This is a genomic window from Rhodococcus sp. IEGM 1370, from assembly GCF_033142325.1.
In the GTDB taxonomy this organism is placed as follows: domain Bacteria; phylum Actinomycetota; class Actinomycetes; order Mycobacteriales; family Mycobacteriaceae; genus Rhodococcoides.
On the sequence record NZ_JAWLRY010000002.1, the window covers coordinates 456,231 to 473,639 of the forward strand.

General features: G+C 65.2%; 21 protein-coding genes. 11 read left to right on the forward strand and 10 right to left on the reverse strand.

What is annotated here, in order from left to right; all coding sequences use genetic code 11:
- Window positions 1-3: 3 nt before the first annotated feature.
- Window positions 4-402 (reverse strand): TOBE domain-containing protein, encoded by a 399-nt coding sequence (locus R4P47_RS05340; protein WP_411567295.1) that lies wholly within the window; start codon window positions 400-402, stop codon window positions 4-6.
- Between the two features lie 242 nt (window positions 403-644).
- Between R4P47_RS05340 and R4P47_RS05345 the strand changes: the two genes are divergently transcribed.
- The 3 genes from R4P47_RS05345 to truB are packed head-to-tail and all read left to right on the forward strand — an operon-like array spanning window position 645 to window position 3,198.
- The gene (locus R4P47_RS05345; RefSeq protein ID WP_317784205.1) at window positions 645-1,568 is read left to right on the forward strand and encodes a metallophosphoesterase; all 924 of its coding nucleotides are present in this window, start codon (window positions 645-647) and stop codon (window positions 1,566-1,568) included.
- On the forward strand, window positions 1,565-2,230 hold the full coding sequence (locus tag R4P47_RS05350) for a 4'-phosphopantetheinyl transferase (RefSeq protein WP_317784206.1): 666 nt from the start codon (window positions 1,565-1,567) through the stop codon (window positions 2,228-2,230). The genes R4P47_RS05345 and R4P47_RS05350 overlap by 4 nt, the downstream gene beginning before the upstream one ends.
- A gap of 35 nt (window positions 2,231-2,265) precedes the next feature.
- Entirely contained in the window at window positions 2,266-3,198 is a 933-nt protein-coding gene (gene truB, locus R4P47_RS05355) for a tRNA pseudouridine(55) synthase TruB (RefSeq protein ID WP_317784207.1), read from the forward strand.
- A 34-nt stretch (window positions 3,199-3,232) separates the two neighbouring features.
- Here the strand turns inward: truB and R4P47_RS05360 are convergent, their stop codons facing one another.
- From R4P47_RS05360 to R4P47_RS05375, 4 genes are read right to left on the reverse strand one after another with little or no spacing between them, the layout of a single operon-like run.
- Complete coding sequence (locus tag R4P47_RS05360) at window positions 3,233-3,985, reverse strand: metal-dependent transcriptional regulator (RefSeq protein WP_411567296.1); 753 nt, start codon at window positions 3,983-3,985, stop codon at window positions 3,233-3,235.
- A 1-nt stretch (window position 3,986) separates the two neighbouring features.
- Complete coding sequence (locus tag R4P47_RS05365; protein WP_411567303.1) at window positions 3,987-4,814, reverse strand: metal ABC transporter permease; 828 nt, start codon at window positions 4,812-4,814, stop codon at window positions 3,987-3,989.
- A gap of 48 nt (window positions 4,815-4,862) precedes the next feature.
- Window positions 4,863-5,690, reverse strand: a complete 828-nt coding sequence (locus R4P47_RS05370) for a metal ABC transporter ATP-binding protein (RefSeq protein WP_317784208.1) — start codon at window positions 5,688-5,690, stop codon at window positions 4,863-4,865.
- On the reverse strand, window positions 5,687-6,649 hold the full coding sequence (locus tag R4P47_RS05375) for a metal ABC transporter substrate-binding protein (RefSeq protein WP_394855370.1): 963 nt from the start codon (window positions 6,647-6,649) through the stop codon (window positions 5,687-5,689). The genes R4P47_RS05370 and R4P47_RS05375 overlap by 4 nt, the downstream gene beginning before the upstream one ends.
- A 103-nt stretch (window positions 6,650-6,752) precedes the next feature.
- On the opposite strand from R4P47_RS05375, the gene R4P47_RS05380 reads away from it, so the two are divergent.
- The 5 genes from R4P47_RS05380 (at window position 6,753) to R4P47_RS05400 (ending at window position 13,041) form a co-directional block, all read left to right on the forward strand.
- Window positions 6,753-7,721, forward strand: coding sequence for a bifunctional riboflavin kinase/FAD synthetase (locus tag R4P47_RS05380; protein ID WP_094669994.1), 969 nt, complete (start codon window positions 6,753-6,755; stop codon window positions 7,719-7,721).
- A gap of 121 nt (window positions 7,722-7,842) precedes the next feature.
- Window positions 7,843-8,112, forward strand: a complete 270-nt coding sequence (gene rpsO, locus R4P47_RS05385) for a 30S ribosomal protein S15 (RefSeq protein WP_032397847.1) — start codon at window positions 7,843-7,845, stop codon at window positions 8,110-8,112.
- Between the two features lie 392 nt (window positions 8,113-8,504).
- Window positions 8,505-10,766, forward strand: a complete 2,262-nt coding sequence (locus R4P47_RS05390) for a polyribonucleotide nucleotidyltransferase (RefSeq protein WP_317784209.1) — start codon at window positions 8,505-8,507, stop codon at window positions 10,764-10,766.
- A 67-nt stretch (window positions 10,767-10,833) separates the two neighbouring features.
- A complete protein-coding gene (locus tag R4P47_RS05395; protein ID WP_068050751.1) occupies window positions 10,834-12,120 on the forward strand; it encodes a M16 family metallopeptidase in 1,287 nt (428 codons plus the stop codon).
- A gap of 135 nt (window positions 12,121-12,255) precedes the next feature.
- Window positions 12,256-13,041, forward strand: coding sequence for an SDR family oxidoreductase (locus R4P47_RS05400; protein ID WP_317784210.1), 786 nt, complete (start codon window positions 12,256-12,258; stop codon window positions 13,039-13,041).
- An 8-nt stretch (window positions 13,042-13,049) separates the two neighbouring features.
- On the opposite strand, the gene R4P47_RS05405 is transcribed toward R4P47_RS05400, so the two are convergent.
- Window positions 13,050-13,793, reverse strand: coding sequence for a polyprenol monophosphomannose synthase (locus R4P47_RS05405; protein WP_149405954.1), 744 nt, complete (start codon window positions 13,791-13,793; stop codon window positions 13,050-13,052).
- Window positions 13,794-13,890: 97 nt separating this feature from the next.
- Complete coding sequence (locus tag R4P47_RS05410; protein WP_317784211.1) at window positions 13,891-14,655, reverse strand: 2-phosphosulfolactate phosphatase; 765 nt, start codon at window positions 14,653-14,655, stop codon at window positions 13,891-13,893.
- Window positions 14,656-14,721: 66 nt separating this feature from the next.
- On the opposite strand from R4P47_RS05410, the gene R4P47_RS05415 reads away from it, so the two are divergent.
- Window positions 14,722-15,153: a hypothetical protein gene (locus R4P47_RS05415; RefSeq protein ID WP_317784212.1), complete on the forward strand. Its 432-nt coding sequence runs from the start codon at window positions 14,722-14,724 to the stop codon at window positions 15,151-15,153.
- A 9-nt stretch (window positions 15,154-15,162) separates the two neighbouring features.
- On the opposite strand, the gene R4P47_RS05420 is transcribed toward R4P47_RS05415, so the two are convergent.
- Window positions 15,163-15,438 carry a hypothetical protein gene (locus tag R4P47_RS05420; RefSeq protein ID WP_068050747.1) on the reverse strand — a complete coding sequence of 92 codons (276 nt, stop codon included), beginning with the start codon at window positions 15,436-15,438 and terminating at the stop codon, window positions 15,163-15,165.
- Between the two features lie 100 nt (window positions 15,439-15,538).
- On the opposite strand from R4P47_RS05420, the gene R4P47_RS05425 reads away from it, so the two are divergent.
- Both R4P47_RS05425 and R4P47_RS05430 read left to right on the forward strand, forming a co-directional pair.
- On the forward strand, window positions 15,539-15,901 hold the full coding sequence (locus R4P47_RS05425) for a hypothetical protein (protein WP_317784213.1): 363 nt from the start codon (window positions 15,539-15,541) through the stop codon (window positions 15,899-15,901).
- A gap of 79 nt (window positions 15,902-15,980) precedes the next feature.
- The gene (locus tag R4P47_RS05430; protein ID WP_317784214.1) at window positions 15,981-16,430 is read left to right on the forward strand and encodes a hypothetical protein; all 450 of its coding nucleotides are present in this window, start codon (window positions 15,981-15,983) and stop codon (window positions 16,428-16,430) included.
- Between the two features lies 1 nt (window position 16,431).
- Here R4P47_RS05430 and R4P47_RS05435 read toward each other — a convergent pair whose 3' ends face one another.
- Both R4P47_RS05435 and R4P47_RS05440 read right to left on the reverse strand, forming a co-directional pair.
- Window positions 16,432-17,145: an aquaporin gene (locus tag R4P47_RS05435; protein ID WP_317784215.1), complete on the reverse strand. Its 714-nt coding sequence runs from the start codon at window positions 17,143-17,145 to the stop codon at window positions 16,432-16,434.
- Window positions 17,145-17,342 (reverse strand): hypothetical protein, encoded by a 198-nt coding sequence (locus R4P47_RS05440; protein WP_317784216.1) that lies wholly within the window; start codon window positions 17,340-17,342, stop codon window positions 17,145-17,147. Before R4P47_RS05440 ends, R4P47_RS05435 begins: the two co-directional genes overlap by 1 nt.
- Between the last annotated feature and the right edge of the window lie 67 nt (window positions 17,343-17,409).

Genomic DNA, 17,409 nt, shown 5'->3' on the forward strand with positions numbered 1-17,409 from the left:
GTCCTACGGTGTCTCGACGATGACGGTCGTGGCCTTGACCACGGCGACGGTGACCTTGCCGGGCTCCAGCCCCAGTTCGCGAACCGATCGGGTGCTCATCAGGGACACGATCGTGAACGGCCCGCACTGCATGCTCACCTCGCTCATCACTGCATCCGAGACGACCTCGGTGACCAACCCTACGAGTCGGTTACGTGCAGAGCTTCCGCCCGACGCGATCTCCGGCGGAGGGACGGCATGTTCGCGCGCGTAGTCGGCCAGGTCCCGGCCGGCGACGACCTTGCGTCCGGTCTCGTCCTCGAGCGAGGGGAGCGCTCCGCTGTCGATCCATCTGCGGACGGTGTCGTCACTGACACCGAGTAGCGCCGCGGCGTCTCGGACGCGGATCGGGGGCACCGTCATCGTGATGCCACCCGAGCAGACATCCGCAAACAAGTCATGAAAGGCACCATATACCCGAATCTGCGGGTGAACGGCCTCGATTCTGTTTTCTGTCCGTACTCCCGTCCGACCGTCGATCGAGTGGCCGCCTCACCCCGCCCGGATACGCCGCGGAATCTGCAGGGAGTATTGGACGTTGGTACGTTCTCGGACGGTTCTGGCGATTCGACGCCGGCGGCCGAGCGCATCGGAAGGATTTTTCAGTGGCAGCGAAGCTGTGGGCAGTGAGCGACATTCACGTCGGACATCGGGGCAACCGGCCCGTGACCGAGGACATCTTTCCCGAATCGCCCGACGATTGGCTGATCGTCGCCGGTGACGTGTCGGAGAAGACGGACGACATCAAGTGGGCGCTCGAACTGCTCCGTAGCCGTTTCGCGAAAGTCATCTGGGTTCCCGGAAACCACGAGCTCTGGACGACGGTGAAAGATCCCGTCCAGATCCACGGGGCGGCTCGATACGAGTACCTGGTCAACCTGTGCCGCGAGATCGACGTCGTCACCCCGGAGGACCCGTATCTGCGGTGGGAGGGGGAGGGAGGCCCGGCGACGATCGTGCCGATGTTCCTGCTGTACGACTACACGTTCCTGCCGCGGGGAGCTCGGGACAAGGAGCACGGGCTGGCGATCGCACGTGAGAAGAACGTCGTCGCCACCGACGAGTTCCTGCTGTCCTCGCAGCCGTACGCGACGCGCGATGCCTGGTGTCATGCGCGGATCGAGGCCACCCGGGAGCGTCTCGACGCGCTGGACACCTCCGTTCCTACCGTGTTGATCAACCACTTCCCGATGGTTCGGCAGCCGACCGAGGTGCTGTTCTACCCGGAGTTCGCACTGTGGTGCGGGTCCACTCTGACGGCGGATTGGCATACGCGGTACAACGCGATCTGCTCGGTGTACGGGCACCTGCACATCCCGCGGACGACCTATTACGACGGCGTTCGTTTCGAGGAGGTGTCGGTGGGCTACCCGCGCGAATGGCAGCGCCGCGGCCTGCCGAAGAACGTTCTGCGGCAGATTCTTCCGGTCCCCGAGTATCCGCCGGGTGCGTTGAACAAGTGGGGTGGACACTTCACGGTGACGCCCGAGATGGAGGCAGAGGTAGAGAAGATGAGGGCAGGCAAGTGATCGAGTCGATACTTCCCAACGGCGTCGTCTCGGCCGAATTGTTCGCCGACCCTCCGGGTTTGACGCCGCATCCACTCGAAGCCCCGCTGGTGGCCAAGGCGGTGGACAAGCGCAAGCGTGAGTTCACCTCGGCTCGACACTGTGCGCGCGTGGCGATGGAGAAGTTGGGCGTGGAGCCGGCACCGATCATGCGCGGTAAGTCCGGTGCCCCGCAGTGGCCGAAGGGTGTGGTCGGATCGTTGACGCACTGCGACGGTTATCGCGGTGCGGTGTTGGCCTACTCGATGCAGGTGCGGTCGGTGGGAATCGACGCCGAGCCGCACGGACCGTTGCCCGATGGAGTGCTCGGGGCGGTGAGCCTGGAGGCCGAACGCGAGTGGCTCGCGACCGTGGGCCGTGAGGACGTGCACTGGGATCGAGTGTTGTTCTGCGCCAAGGAGGCGACGTACAAGGCCTGGGAGCCGTTGACCGGACGTTGGCTCGGCTTCGAGGACGCGCACATCACCTTCGAGCGCACCGGCTCCGGTGACGATGTGTCGGGAACGTTCCATTCGGAGCTACTGGTGCCAGGGGAGACGACGTCCGGTCCGCCGTTGCGGGCTTTCGACGGTCGATGGATGGTGGCGGGCGGTCTGGTGATGACCGCGATCTCGGTGACGTGACGACCGGCTCCGCGAGCCTGGCACAATGCTCTCTCGTGAGTGCTCGCGAAAAGATTTCGTCCGGTCTCGTCGGTGCCGGCCTGCTCGTGGTCGACAAGGGGCCGGGAGTGACGAGCCACGATGTGGTGGCGTCGTGCCGAAAGCTGTTGCGCACCAGAAAGGTCGGCCATGCTGGGACCCTGGATCCCATGGCGACCGGCGTGCTCGTGCTCGGCGTGGAGCGTGCGACCAAGATGCTCGGATTGCTCTCGCTGACCACCAAGTCGTACACCGCCACGATCCGGCTCGGCCGGAGCACGACGACCGACGACGCCGAGGGTGACGTGCTGGCCGATGTCTCGGCAGCGCAGGTCTCCGACTCCGAGATCCAGGCCGCGATCGCCGCCCTGACCGGCGATATCGAGCAGGTGCCTGCCAGCGTCAGCGCCATCAAGGTCGACGGGCAACGTGCTCACAAACTGTCCCGCGCAGGTGAGGAGTTCACCCTCGCCGCCCGCAAGGTCAGCGTCACCCGATTCGACGTGACGGCCAGGCGCGATGTGGTGGAGAACGAATCGGCGTTCGTCGACCTCGACGTCGAGGTGGACTGCACGTCAGGGACCTATGTGCGCGCCCTGGCGCGCGATCTCGGCGCGGCGCTCGGCGTCGGCGGCCACCTGACCGTGCTGCGCCGCACCCGCGTCGGACCTTTCACCCTCGACCACGCACGGACACTCGAAGAATTGGCAGAGGACCCGGCCGTGAGCCTGGACATCGATCAGGCGGCCCGAACGGCGTTCCCGCACCGGCAGATCGACGCGAGTGAGGCGGAATCGTTGAGCCAGGGACGGTGGCTGGATCCGATAGGAATCGACGGGGTGTACGCGGCGGTCGATCCCACCGGGCACACCATCGCTCTGCTCCAGGAGAAGGGCAAGCGCGCCAGTTCGGTCATGGTCGTGCGGCCTGCGACCTTGCGCGGGCACTGAAACATTTGGCACGGATGCGGCACCGGCCCGGCGATCAGGTCGCCGGAACCATCCAGATCGCCTCTGCGGCGCGGTGGCCGAGATCGATGGAATCAGTGGCGTCGGTGCGGGCCAGCTCGATGGCGACGGTGCCGGCGTAGTCGCGTCGTTCGACCACCCTGATCGGCAGGTCCAGCGTGATGCCGACGGAGTCGAAGTAGCGGAGCATCGCCGGGTCGGAGTCGGAAATTCTGGCGACTCGGCCGGACTGTCCGTCGAGGTAGTCGCTCAGGCGGGTCGCGGACGGGGCCTCGATCGCACCGTCGACGGACGGAATCGGGTCGCCGTGCGGATCGCGTTCGGGGTGGCCCAGTTTGGCGTCGATTCGATCCATCATCAGATCCGAGACGGCATGTTCGAGGATCTCCGCCTCGTCGTGCACTTCGTCCCAGCCGTAACCCAGCTCTCGGACCAGATAGGTCTCGATCAGTCGATGCCGACGCACCATACCGATGGCAGCGAGACGACCCTTCTCGGTCAGTGAGATTGCTCCGTAGCGGGCGTGGTCGACCATGCCTTGGTCGGCGAGCTTGCGAATCGCCTCGGACACCGTCGAGGCGGAAACACCGATGCGCTCGGAGAGCATCTTGGTGCTGACCGAGTCCTCGCTCCACTCACTGGCCGTCCAGATGACCTTGAGATAGTCCTGCGCAACCGCGGACAGCTGGACGCCCTCGTCGGCCGGTGCGGGATCGTCTTTTCGTAGCGCCACGTCGCCGAGCTTAGGCAATCCAATGGAAAAAGACATCTCACCCGGCCGGAGCCACCGGCACCTGTCCGCGTTGTCGCAGAGCGCGGACGACGATGCCCTGTGAGGGGCTGAAAAGGTAGGCAAGGACGAAGACGAGTCCCTGGGTGAGCACGACGCTGCCGCCGGAGGACACGTCGAGGTAGAAGCTGGCGTAGATCCCCACCAGCGCGCAACCCACCGAAATGAGCGGTGCCAGCACGAGCATGCGGCCGAAGCTGTGCGTGAGCAGATAGGCGGACGCACCGGGAGTGATCAGCATCGCCACCACGAGGATGACGCCGACGGCCTGGAGCGCGACCACGGTCGTCAGGGCGAGCAGGGTCAGCATGACGGCCGAGATCACCGTCGGGTTGATGCCCACGGCGCGGGCCTGGGTGCGGTCGAAGGCGAAGAGAGTGAAGTCGCGACGTTTGACGATCATGACGACCAGCGCGATACCGCCGAGGACGAACACCTGGACCATGTCTGCCTGCGAGACTCCCAGCAGATTGCCGAACAGGATGTGGTTGAGGTCTATCTGACTCGGAAACTTGGAGATCAGGACGACGCCGAGCGCGAACAAGGTGGTGAAGACGACGCCGATAGCGGCGTCCTCCTTGACGATGGTGGTGTTGCGGACCACTCCGATGGCACCGACCGCGATGAGCGCGAACAGCAGCGCTCCGATCGCGAACGGTGCCCCGAACAGGTACGACAGCGCGACGCCGGGAAGAACTGCGTGCGAGACCGCGTCGCCCATCAGCGACCACCCGATGAGGACGAGCCAGCAGCTCAGTACCGCGCACACTATCGAGGCGGTGACGGTGACCAGAAGGGCCCGCTGCATGAAGGTGTATTCGAGTGGGTCCACGAGAAAATCGATCGGATACACGGTTCAGCTCGCTTCCGTGGTTCGGGTGGACGGAGTTCGAGTGCCCGCACCCAACTCGCCGACCTTCGACGGGTCGATGCCGAAGGCCAGCGCCAGGTTCTCCGGGCGCAGTACGTCGATCGGACTGCCGTGCATCAGCACGCGCTGTTGCAGCAGGATCGCTTCGTCGCACAGTTCCGGTAGGGCGTGAAGATCGTGTGTGGACACCAGAACCGACGCACCCTGTGCTGCGAGTTCGCGGAGCAGCCGGGTGATGGTTGCCTCGGTTTTCTTGTCCACACCGGCGAAGGGCTCGTCGAGCAACAGCAGTGATGCCTCCTGGGCGATGGCGCGGGCGACGAACGCGCGCTTGCGTTGACCGCCGGAGAGCTGGCCGATCTGTCGGTTCGCAAGTTCGGCGAGGTCGACGCGCTGCAGAGCCTCGTCGACGGCCAGTCGATCGGCGGCTCGGGGAGTGCGGAGAAAGTTCTGTTTCCCGTATCGGCCCATCATCACCACGTCGCGCACGCTGATCGGGAATGTCCAGTCGACGGATTCCGCCTGGGGCACGTAGCTGACCGTGCCGGCCTTGCGCGCCTGCGCCGGGTCTCCGCCGAACACGGTGATCGAGCCGGAGTTGGGCTTGACCACTCCCATGACGGCTTTGAACAGCGTCGACTTGCCCGATCCGTTCATTCCGACCAACCCGCACACCCGGCCGGGTGCGAGGGTCAGGCTGGCATCGGTGAGGGCTACGACGTCGCGGTATCGAACGTTGACGGCGTCCACCGTCAGTGCTGCCCCGGTCTCGTGCAGGGCCCTGTGGTGAGTGTCACCGGTGTGCTGGGTCATCGTTCTCCTACCAGTGCGTCGGCGATCAACCGCGCGTCGTAGCGCAGTAGATCCAGGTACGTGGGGACCGGTCCGGTGGCGTCGCTCAGAGAGTCGACGTAGAGCTGTCCGCCGAACCGCGCGCCGGTGTCCTCGGCGACCTGCAGCTGCGCCTTGTCCGAGACCGTCGATTCGCAGAACACGGCGGGTACGTCGTTGTCGCGAACGAAGTCGATGGTGCGGACCACCTGCTTCGGCGTTCCTTCCTGCTCGGCGTTGACCGGCCACAGGTAGGCCTCCTGCAGATCGAAGTCGCGGGCCAGATAGCCGAATGCGCCCTCGCATGTGACGAGCGCGCGCTGGCGAGCCGGTAGCCCGGAGAGATCCGCGGCCAGTTCGGCACCGACCTCGCGAAGTTGTCCCACGTATGCGGCTGCGTTCGCGCGGTAGTCGTCGGTGTTGGCGGGATCGAGCGCGACGAACGCGTCGGCGATGTTCTCGACGTACGTCTCGGCCACGACGGGCGACATCCAGGCGTGGGGGTTCGCTTTGCCCGCGTAGGCGTCGTCGCGAATGTAGATCGGGTCCACGTTCGCACTCACCACGGCGTGGGGTGCGGGGATGCGCTCGACGAATTTCTCGAACCAGGCCTCCAGCCCGAGCCCGTTGTCCAGGATCAGCTCGGCCTGCTCTGCTGTGCGTAGGTCTCCTGGGGTCGGCTCGTAGCCGTGGATCTCGGCCCCGGCTTTTGTGATCGATTCCACTCGGAGGTGGTCGCCGGCGACATTGGCGGCCATGTCGGCGAGGACGGTGAAGGTCGTCAGAACCAGGGGTCTGCCGTCGTCGAGCATCGCCGGATCGTCGTCCCCGACGGCACGGGCGCAGCCGCTCGAGGCTGCCACCAGTAGTCCCACCACGGCCCAGCTCGCGAGAATCCGCCCACGGCGCGATCCACACCGGCGAAGAAAAAAGTTAGGCACACCGAAATATTTACCGTGGGGATACCTTTTTGTCCATACGTGCCGCGCGCGACACGCCTGTCCGAGAGTGACCGAGCGGCCGTCGGGCCGTAGGCTTCGCGGTGTGCAGAGATGGCGAGGTCTCGACGATGTACCTGCCGACTGGGGCCGGTGCGTGCTCACGATCGGCGTCTTCGACGGCGTTCATCGCGGACACGCACAACTGATCGGGCGAGCGGTGGCCGCTGCGAAGAAGCGCGGCGTTCCCAGCGTGCTCATGACGTTCGATCCCCATCCGATGGAGGTCGTGCGACCGGGAAGCCATCCTGCTCAGTTGACGACCCTGACGAGGCGAGCCGAACTCGCCGAGGAATTGGGTATCGACGTCTTCTGCGTCATGCCGTTCACGCCGGAGTTGATGAAGCTCACTCCCGAGCGATACGTGCACGAGATCCTGATCGAACGCCTGCACGTTGCCGAGGTCGTCGTCGGTGAGAACTTCACCTACGGGAAGAAGGCGCTCGGCACCGTGCCCATGCTGCGCAAGATCGGCGAACGGTCCGGATTCGCAGTCGACGGAGTCAACCTGCTCGCCGAGCACGCCGTGACGTTCTCCTCGACGTACATCAGATCGTGCGTGGACGCCGGTGACGTCGCTGCAGCCACCGCCGCGCTCGGGCGACCGCATCGCGTCGAAGGAGTCGTCGTGCACGGGGATGGCCGAGGTCGCCAAATGGGTTATCCCACAGCCAATGTCGCGCCACCCATGTACTCGGCCATTCCCGCCGACGGTGTGTACGCGGCATGGTTCACAGTGCTCGGGCCGGGTCCGATCATGGGGACGGTCACTCCGGGGGAGCGGCATCCGGCTGCCGTGTCGGTGGGCACCAATCCAACGTTCTCGGGTCGTACCAGGACCGTCGAGGCATTCGTCCTCGACGGTGAGGCCGACCTGTACGGCCAGCACGTGGCAGTCGACTTCGTCGACCGACTGCGCGGCATGGAGAAGTTCGACTCGATGGAAGCCCTCGTGGAGGAAATGGGCCGCGACGCCGAGCGGGCCCGGACGATCCTGGCGGCCAGCACGGCCTGATAGGCTGTCCCCTCGGTGCTCGCTGCGGTCCGCGGCGGCTGTACCGGCTTCGATCCCGTTGTCTCGACACCGGGCGCGTAGCTTCCTTTCACGCGGACGTCATTGATCAGGAGTAGTACCAGTGGCATTGACCACCGAACAGAAGAAGGCCGTTCTCGGCGAGTACGGCTTGCACCCCACCGACACGGGCTCGCCCGAGGCGCAGGTTGCAATGCTCACCAAGCGCATCGTCGACTTGACCGAGCACCTCAAGACGCACAAGCACGACCACCACTCCCGCCGCGGCCTGCTGCTGCTGGTCGGACGTCGTCGTCGTCTGCTCAAGTACATCGCGAAGGTCGACGTCACCCGCTACCGCTCGCTCATCGAGCGTCTGGGTCTGCGTCGATAATTCAGAACGACGCGAGGATGTCACCGATGCACGGTTCGACGCGCCGGTGCGCACCCGACTCGCAGCAATAGTGCAGTAGCCAACGAGGCAGTGCTTAGACTGTTCCTCGTTGGCCATCTGTGTTTGTACCGCAAGAACAGTTACGCCAGCACGAGAAAGCGGATGCGCAGCATTCGCACACCGCCGTGTATGCCTGTCACGCCGTGGTGACGGTCTTCGGTAGTGGCCTTTCGGATACGAGATCCGGTGGGCTTCGATCGATGGCCGCCTCCGCGCAGCCGCGTCCCGAGAGAAGCTCGGAGATGGACGGCACAGGTATGCCGCCACAGCCAGGAGGGCTGGTGGTGTGTCCACGCGGGCACGGCAAAGACGAGAGGACGAGAACAGAACACATGTCGGAAACCACAACTTTGGACGTCGAAGAAGGCGTCTACGAAGCAACTGCGATCATCGACAACGGCACGTTCGGCAAGCGGACCATCCGCTTCGAGACCGGCCGCCTCGCACAGCAGGCCGCAGGCGCAGTCGCCGCGTACCTCGACGAGGACACCATGCTGCTGTCGGCAACGACCGCGGGCAAGCACCCCCGTGAGGGCTTCGATTTCTTCCCGCTGACGGTCGACGTCGAAGAGCGCATGTACGCTGCGGGCCGTATCCCCGGATCGTTCTTCCGCCGCGAGGGCCGTCCGTCCACCGACGCCATCCTCACCTGCCGCCTGATCGACCGGCCGCTGCGTCCGACGTTCGTCGACGGACTGCGCAACGAGATCCAGGTCGTCATCACGGTCATGAGCCTCAACCCGGCCGATCTGTACGACGTCGTCGCGATCAACGCGGCATCGGCCTCGACGCAGATCGCCGGACTGCCGTTCTCCGGTCCGATCGGCGGCGTTCGCGTCGCCCTGATCGACAAGCAGTGGGTCGCGTTCCCGACCAACGAGCAGCTCGAGAAGGCCGTGTTCAACATGGTCGTCGCCGGCCGCATCGTCTCCGGCTCCGGTGCCGACGCAGACGTCGCGATCATGATGGTCGAAGCAGAAGCCACCGAGAACGTCATCGAGCTCATCGAGGGTGGTGCTACCGCCCCCAACGAAGCGGTCGTCGCCGAGGGACTCGAGGCATCGAAGCCCTTCATCGCAGCCCTGTGCACCGCACAGCAGGAGCTCGCGTCCAAGGCAGCAAAGCCCACCGGCGACTACCCGGTTTTCCCGTCGTACCAGTCGGACGTCTTCGAGGCCGTCGAGAACGCCGCGAAGATCCCGCTCAACGAGGCACTGACCATCGCAGGCAAGGCCGAGCGTGAGAGCAAGCTCGACGAGGTCAAGGCTCAGGTCCTCACGTCGGTCGGAGACAGCTTCGCCGGCCGCGAGAAGGAGATCGGTGCCGCATTCCGCGCACTGACCAAGAAGTCGGTTCGCCAGCGCATCCTCACCGATCACTTCCGCATCGACGGCCGCGGGATCACCGACATCCGGTCGCTGTCCGCCGAGGTCGCGATCATCCCGCGTACCCACGGATCCGCCCTGTTCGAGCGCGGCGAGACCCAGATCCTGGGCGTCACCACCCTCGACATGGTCAAGATGGCGCAGCAGGTCGACTCGCTCGGGCCCGAGACGTCCAAGCGCTACATGCACCACTACAACTTCCCGCCCTACTCCACCGGAGAGACCGGCCGCGTCGGTTCGCCGAAGCGTCGCGAGATCGGCCACGGCGCACTCGCCGAGCGCGCTCTGCTGCCGGTTCTGCCCAGCCAGGCAGAGTTCCCGTACGCCATCCGCCAGGTCTCCGAGGCACTGAGCTCCAACGGCTCGACCTCGATGGGCTCGGTGTGTGCATCGACGCTGTCGCTGCTCAATGCCGGTGTGCCACTGCGTGCCCCGGTCGCCGGAATCGCAATGGGTCTCGTGTCCGACGAGGTCGACGGTGAGACCCGCTACGTCGCCCTCACCGACATCCTCGGTGCTGAGGACGCATTCGGCGACATGGACTTCAAGGTCGCCGGAACCAAGGATTTCGTCACCGCACTGCAGCTCGACACCAAGCTCGACGGCATCCCCTCCAAGGTGCTCGCCGGCGCGCTGTCGCAGGCCAAGGATGCGCGCACGACGATCCTCGAGGTCATGGCCGAGGCCATCGACACCCCGGACGAGATGAGCCCGTACGCACCTCGCGTCACCGCGATCAAGGTGCCGGTCGACAAGATCGGCGAGGTCATCGGGCCCAAGGGCAAGATGATCAACTCCATCACCGAGCAGACCGGTGCCAACATCTCGATCGAAGATGACGGCACTGTCTACGTCGGTGCAGCGGACGGCCCGTCCGCACAGGCCGCGATCGACATGATCAACGCCATCGCCAACCCGCAGCTGCCGAAGGTCGGCGAGCGATTCCTCGGAACCGTCGTCAAGACAACGGCTTTCGGTGCATTCGTCTCGCTGCTCCCGGGCCGCGACGGACTGGTGCACATCTCCAAGCTCGGTAACGGCAAGCGCATCAACAAGGTCGAGGACGTCGTGAGCGTCGGATCGAAGTTGCGCGTCGAGATCGCCGATATCGACAACCGCGGCAAGATCAGCCTCGTTCCCGTCGAAGACGACAACGCTGCTGCTCCCGCCGACGCTCCCGAGGCACCCGCCGAGGTCAGCGCTGAGTAAGAAGCAATCGAGCCGAACGGTACGTCCCCTCGGGACGTACCGTTCGGCCGTTCCAGAGAGCACCGGCATCGACACGGGCGTGCAACGCACCACTCTGCCCGGCGGTCTTCGGGTCGTCACCGAGTTCGTGCCAGGCGTTCGCTCGGCCTCGGTCGGTGTGTGGGTCGGAGTCGGCTCGCGCGACGAGCAACCCAGTGTTGCCGGTGCAGCACACTTCCTCGAACATCTGCTGTTCAAATCGACGCCCACGCGTAGTGCGCTCGAGATCGCCCAGGTGATGGACGGTGTCGGGGGAGAGCTGAACGCGTTCACCTCGAAGGAGAGCACGTGCTTCTACGCGCACGTGCTCGACGAGGACGTGGCACTCGCGATCGATCTCGTCAGCGATGTGGTGCTTCGCGGCCGCTGCCGATCGGCAGATGTCGACGTCGAGCGCCAGGTGGTCCTCGAAGAGATCTCCATGCGCGACGACGATCCCGAGGATCTGCTGGGAGATGCCTTCCTGGAAGCCATGTTCGGTGATCATCCGATCGGGCGTCCGATCATCGGCTCCGTCGAATCCATCGAGTCGATGACCCGTGCGCAATTGCACTCGTTCCACGTTCGCCGCTACACGCCGCAGCGCATGGTGGTTGCTGTCGCGGGCAACGTCGATCACAAGCAGATTGTGTCGTTGGTGCGTCGCGCTTTCGCGGGCCATCTGGAAAAGGGTCTGCGGCCGGCCGAAAGGCGAAGCGGAACAGCGCGATTGCGCAATGCTCCCACGTTGAGCCTGACGACTCGTGACAGCGAGCAAGCGCACCTGTGCCTCGGCGTACGTGCGTTCGGTCGACACGAAGGGCATCGCTGGGCGTTGTCCGTGCTGAACTCGGCAGTGGGCGGCGGGCTCAGTTCTCGTCTGTTTCAGGAGATCAGGGAAGAGCGCGGACTGGCGTACTCGGTGTACTCCTCGGTGGACACGTTTGCCGACAGCGGTGCGTTCTCCGTCTACGCGGGTTGTCAGCCGGAGAACCTGGGCGAGGTGACGACGGTGATCAGGGAAGTGCTGGCCAAGGTCGCCTCCGAGGGCATCACCGACGCGGAGTGTGCGCGGGCCAAGGGTTCGTTGCGCGGCGGATTGGTTCTGGGACTCGAAGATTCGGGCTCTCGGATGAACCGGATCGGTCGTAGCGAACTGAACTACGGCAATCACCGCGACATCACCGATACGTTGGCGCGGATCGACAGCGTCGGCAACGACGAGGTACGCGAGGTCGCTGCAGTGCTACTCGATCGTCCGTTCGGCGCCGCGGTGGTCGGCCCCTACAAAAACGTCCGCCAGCTACCGGCGTCGGTCAAGTCTCTGGTTCGGTAGCGTCGGCGATCGCGTCGCTATTTCCGTGCACGGAGGTCCACAGTCGCAGGGCGGTGAACTGTGGATTCTCCGGTGCGACGGTACCAACCGTGCTCTCGGCGTTGACGTGTATGCCGCTACGGTCGACAATGCAGCATGAACAGCGATGGGCGTACCGTCCTCGTCACCGGTGTGGGTCGACGCCGCGGTATCGGCTACGCCATCACCCGTAGGTTGCTGCAGGACGGTCGCGCCCAAGTCTTCGCGCAATCCTGCGATGCCTACGACGTGAGCGAGCCGTGGGGAGCAGGGACACCGGGGGCAGTGCAGGTGCTCGCCGAGTTGTCCACCGCGCCAGGCAGGCTCGGGCATCTCGACATCGATCTCTCCGATCCCGAAGCACCTGCCGCCCTGTTCGATGCTGCCGAATCCAGGTTCGGTGCCGTCGACTCGTTGGTCATCAACCATGCGCGATCACAGCTGGGCGACCTGGGTTCTCTGACAGCAGAGAGCCTCGACCTGACGTGGGCGGTGAACGTGCGCGCGTCCTTGCTTCTGGTGCAGGAATTTGCGGAACGGTACGTCGATCACCGCGACGGCGGACGCGTCGTGCTGTTCACGTCCGGGCAGGGAGAGGGGCCGATGCCGACCGAGATTCCCTATGCGGTGACCAAGGGTGCGATAGCCGCGATCACACCGACCTTGGCCGATTCGCTGATCGAACGGGGTATCACCGTCAATACGATCAATCCTGGTCCGACCGATACCGGTTGGGCGAGTGCCGATCTGGACGAGTTCGTCTTGCGCCACATGCCGCGGGGTCGGTGGAACTCTCCGGACGAGGCCGCGGCGGTCGTGGCGCTGCTGCTCTCGCCCGATTCGGGCTCGATCACCGGTCAGGTCATCGGTGCCGAAGGCGGATTCCGACGCTTCACGCCGTGACGCTTCGGTCAGAGCTTCTTCTTGCGCAGCAACAGCTTCCAGGGCACCAATGCCGACTCGAGCTGAACCGACAGGCTCATCTTGGATTCGCCCTCGCTGCGCTCCTCGAAGGTGATCGGCACTTCGGCGAGAGTGAGGCCGTGCTTGACGGTTCGGTAGTTCATCTCGACCTGGAATGCGTACCCGTTGCTCTCGACCGAGGCAACATCGATGGTGCGCAGGGTGCGCGCGTGCCACGCCTTGAATCCCGCTGTCGCATCCTTGACGCCGAGGCGCAGGATCGTGTTGACGTAGAAGTTCGCCCATGCGGACAGGGCCTTGCGGTGCCAGGGCCAATCGGCGGCGACCGCTCCGCCCGGTACGTATCGCGATCCGAGCACCACGGCCGCGTCGGTGGTGTTCAGTTTGTCGATCATCGCCGGGATCACCTCGGTGGGGTGCGACAGATCGGCGTCCATCTGAATGACGATGTCCGCACCCTCGTCGAGAGCCCTCGTCATGCCTGCGACGTATGCGCGTCCGAGCCCGTTCTTCACCGTGCGGTGCAGAACGCTGACCTCGATGGGGCCGTCGATGGCCAACTTGTCGGCGACGTCGCCGGTGCCGTCGGGCGAATTGTCGTCGACGACCAACACACCGAGCCCCTCCACCTGCAACCCCGCCAGCAGCTCGACGAGCTTGGGGAGGTTCTCACGTTCGTTGTACGTCGGTACAACGACGGTGGTCTTCGGGGCGACTCGTTCCGTACTCACCACCGTATGATCCGTGATTCGGGGTTCCGATCCAAATATCGGACACAACCGGCCGTGTCGGGTCGGCATCGTGGGTCGTTTTCGAGCGCCGGTCGACTCATGCCCGAGTCGCGTCGACGAATACGCCGTCGCGCAGAATCGGAACGCTCGAACTCGAATCGACCTCGGCTGCGATGTCCACGTCTTCCGGGTGCCCCATCCCGGCCAATTCACGACCGGAGCCGCATTGCCGCAGCTCCGAGCCCACGTCTCGCTCCACGGCTCGCCACGCGGACGCAGCTGCGCGCGCCTCCGGGGAGACATCGGCAGCTCCGGCGTCGACGAGGGCAGCGATGACTGCACCGGCACCCCACAGGTCCTCGACGGCAGGCCGGAGGGATCCGTCCGGCCACTTTTCACCGCTCGCTATGACCGCTGTCACTGCGTTTGGGTTCCTGGCACGTATCCACTGCGCTACGGCCGATACGTTTCTGAGCGACGCTCCCAGGCACAGCGGGGCCGTGCTCGCGAGCTCGTGGGCGATGGTGGATCCGTTCGGTGACGGCAGGACCAGCCGTGCCGGAGCAGGCACGGCCCGTACGGTCGCCGGGCACAAGCTGATCCGGCCCGGTGAGGCGGCCGACCGCCCCACTGCGAGCACCGCGTCGAACTGCTCGGCCAACTGCGTGGCCCGGTCGCCGCGCCACCGACTGGGGATGACGTCGATGCCCGCGTCCACAGCAACCGTGAGAGTGGTGGTGAAGGACAGGACGTCCACGACGACGGCGACGTCTGCGCCGTCGACGATGGCGTCGGCACCGCACAGACCCCAGTCGAAGCGGAGCCCGAATGCGTTCTGGGACAGTACGGGGTCGGCCGGCATTGCGGAACGGTATCAACTCCGGTGCCGGTGATACCTTCGGCGCGGGATCGAGTGGGGGAGGAAGACATGCAGCTGGACCTGGACACCAAGGTGATCGTCCTCGTGGCCGGTCTCCTGCTGCTGTGGGCATTGGCATTGGGGGTGATCAAGTATCACCAGATGTCGACGTCGCCGGATGGCACTGCGCATCGTTATGTCGACATCGCCCATCGGGCAGCATTGATGTACTCGTTCGCAGCCCTGGTGCTCGCAGTGCTGGCGCAGTTCAGCGCCTGGTCGGTCACGGTGGATCTGATCGCCGCGTCGGTGGTGCTGGTGTTCTTCGTCGCAGCCGTCGCGAGCTACACCGTCCACGGATTTCGGCGAGACACCGAGAACCAGTTCGTCGATCCCGTCCCGGGGACGCACCTGTTCATGATGTCTTTGATCGTCGCCGAAATCGGCGGTACAGCGGTGCTCGTGGCCGGGTTCGCGTGGGAGCAGTTCGGTCCGAGCTGAGACCTGGAGCTACCGGGGGTCCAGGTACAGCTCGGCGGTCTCGGTGGCGACCGCGGACACGGCAGCAGCAAGACCGGGCTCGAGGTCCAGCGCAGTGGCGAGACGTTCTCCGCGCAGCCCTTGCGTTCGGAGTAGGTCCCAGGCTTGTTCCACCAGGCGCACCGAGGTGGGGTGGTCCAACTCGGGACGGTTCGATCGCAGTGCGGTCGCAGCCCAATCCGCGTCGAAAGTCCCGTTGGGCGGACCGAACACACGCTCACCGGACGAATAGCTCTTCGGGTCCATACCCTCTGACGCTAGCAGGATCGGAGGTCGGTGCAATCGTGACCGAATCGCGTCGACGCAGCACTACCGAACCGATCGGTTTCTTCAGTACGGTGAGGCGATGTACGACGGCCACCGCAGGGCTCCGGTCGCGCTCTCGGCCGTCGGATCACTGATGCTCGGTTCGGCCGCGGGCTGTGCCGGCGCAGGGGGCAGCGGCCCGGTCGACGAGGTCTCGGCCGACACGAACGACACCACGGTCACGGGTTCGGGACCTGTCGGGTACGTCGACGACACCTTCTCTTCGTATGCCGGGCCGGAACGGGTGCGAGGTGGTGCGGAGTCTGCGATCGCCTCGGTCGATTTCCAGGCTGATCCCGGCGGAATCTCGCAGGCTTTCATCGGAGTTGCGGCCGATCGACCCGTGTTCACGGTGACAACCACCGAAGAACCGGCCGCGGTCGTCGTCACCGTCGAGAACTGACCGGCACAGCAACGTCGAATACCTGTCGGCCGTGGCTGTTTCGATCCGTTTGCCGGGGACCGCGCGGTAGCATCGCGATGTGTCCGACGCCACAGCGGGAGCGAGTCCATCCGGTCGTGTCCGCGTGCTCGTGTACAGCAGCAATGCCGCGACCCGCGCCCAGGTGCGGTCTGCCGTCGGAACTCGACCGGATCCCGCACTCGGTGACATCGAGTACGTCGACATCGCCACGGCAGCCGTCGTCATCGAGCACATGGATGCAGGCGATGTCGCGTTGGCGATTCTCGACGGCGAGTCCTCGCCTGTCGGCGGTCTGGGTCTGGCGAAGCAGTTGAAGGACGAGATCCTCGACTGCCCACCGGTGTTGGTGCTCATCGGACGTCCGGACGATTCGTGGTTGGCCGAGTGGTCGCGCGCCGAGGCTGCCGTTCCACACCCGCTGGATCCGATCCGGCTGGGACGAGCGGTGGTCGATCTGCTGAAGCAGCACTCGGTACGCGTCGGTGCCCGGGTCTCTCGATCGCGCTAGATCAGACCGTTTTCTCCGATGCGGGCACCGTCAGCACGAACCGATGGATCACGCCGGCGACGACAGCTCCGAGTACGGGGAACACCACGAACACCCATAGCTGGGACAGGGCAGGTCCGCCGGCGAGGAGGGCCGGGCCGAGGGACCGAGCAGGGTTGACCGACGTCGAGTCGATTCCGATGCCCAGCAGGTGAACCACAGTCAGGGTCAGGCCGATCGGAATGCCGGCCGCCACGACGGGGTGAACGGTGGGGGCCGTGGTGGCCAGAACGACGAGGACGAGCAGGCCGGTCGCGACCGTCTCGAACACCGCGACCGACGCCAGCCCGTACCCTCCAGGCGAGGCGCTGCCGAATCCATTGGTGCCCAGACCGTCCGACGCCATGTCGTATCCGGGACGGCCGGACGCGACGAACAGTACGATCAGCGCGCCGATCAGTGCACCGACGGCCTGAGCGACGATGTAGAACACAGCCTTGATCGGGGTGATGGCGCGAGCGATCAGGGCTCCGATCGTCACAGCCGGGTTGATGTGGCATCCCGAGATCGGTCCGATCGCATAGACCAGCGCGAGCAGCGTGAGGCCGAATGCCAGGGCGATGCCCGGGGTTCCGACGGTGTCGCCCGCGATCACGGCGGTGCCGACGCCGAAGATCACGAGCAGGGCAGTTCCCAGTCCCTCGGCGGCGAGCGCCGAGACGGAAATCGATTTCATCATTTCTCCTGTTCCATGTCGGCAGCCTGGTTCGGCCGGCCGAGATCGTCGGGAGGTTTGTCGTTTTCGTCGGTGCGGATCGCATGGGGCTGACAAGTGATCTGAGTCACACTGCATGGGGCGGACGAATTCGGGTGATCCATGCGCGTCAACGCTTTACGAAAACTGGACTCCTCGAAATCCCGCGAGATCGACACCGAACCCATACTGTGTGGTTCAGGTCACATTGGTACGGCCGTCGCATTTACTACGCGCCGGCGCGGT

Bases quoted from the DNA above. Each gene is read 5' to 3' on its own strand.
- R4P47_RS05340 (WP_411567295.1), bottom strand. From the start codon at position 402: ATGACGGTGCCCCCGATCCGCGTCCGAGACGCCGCGGCGCTACTCGGT.
- R4P47_RS05360 (WP_411567296.1), bottom strand. From the start codon at position 3,985: ATGTCTTTTTCCATTGGATTGCCTAAGCTCGGCGACGTGGCGCTACGA.
- R4P47_RS05365 (WP_411567303.1), bottom strand. From the start codon at position 4,814: ATGCAGCGGGCCCTTCTGGTCACCGTCACCGCCTCGATAGTGTGCGCG.
- R4P47_RS05370 (WP_317784208.1), bottom strand. From the start codon at position 5,690: ATGACCCAGCACACCGGTGACACTCACCACAGGGCCCTGCACGAGACC.
- R4P47_RS05390 (WP_317784209.1), top strand. From the start codon at position 8,505: ATGTCGGAAACCACAACTTTGGACGTCGAAGAAGGCGTCTACGAAGCA.
- R4P47_RS05400 (WP_317784210.1), top strand. From the start codon at position 12,256: ATGAACAGCGATGGGCGTACCGTCCTCGTCACCGGTGTGGGTCGACGC.
- R4P47_RS05410 (WP_317784211.1), bottom strand. From the start codon at position 14,655: ATGCCGGCCGACCCCGTACTGTCCCAGAACGCATTCGGGCTCCGCTTC.
- R4P47_RS05415 (WP_317784212.1), top strand. From the start codon at position 14,722: ATGCAGCTGGACCTGGACACCAAGGTGATCGTCCTCGTGGCCGGTCTC.
- R4P47_RS05420 (WP_068050747.1), bottom strand. From the start codon at position 15,438: ATGGACCCGAAGAGCTATTCGTCCGGTGAGCGTGTGTTCGGTCCGCCC.
- R4P47_RS05425 (WP_317784213.1), top strand. From the start codon at position 15,539: ATGTACGACGGCCACCGCAGGGCTCCGGTCGCGCTCTCGGCCGTCGGA.
- R4P47_RS05435 (WP_317784215.1), bottom strand. From the start codon at position 17,145: ATGAAATCGATTTCCGTCTCGGCGCTCGCCGCCGAGGGACTGGGAACT.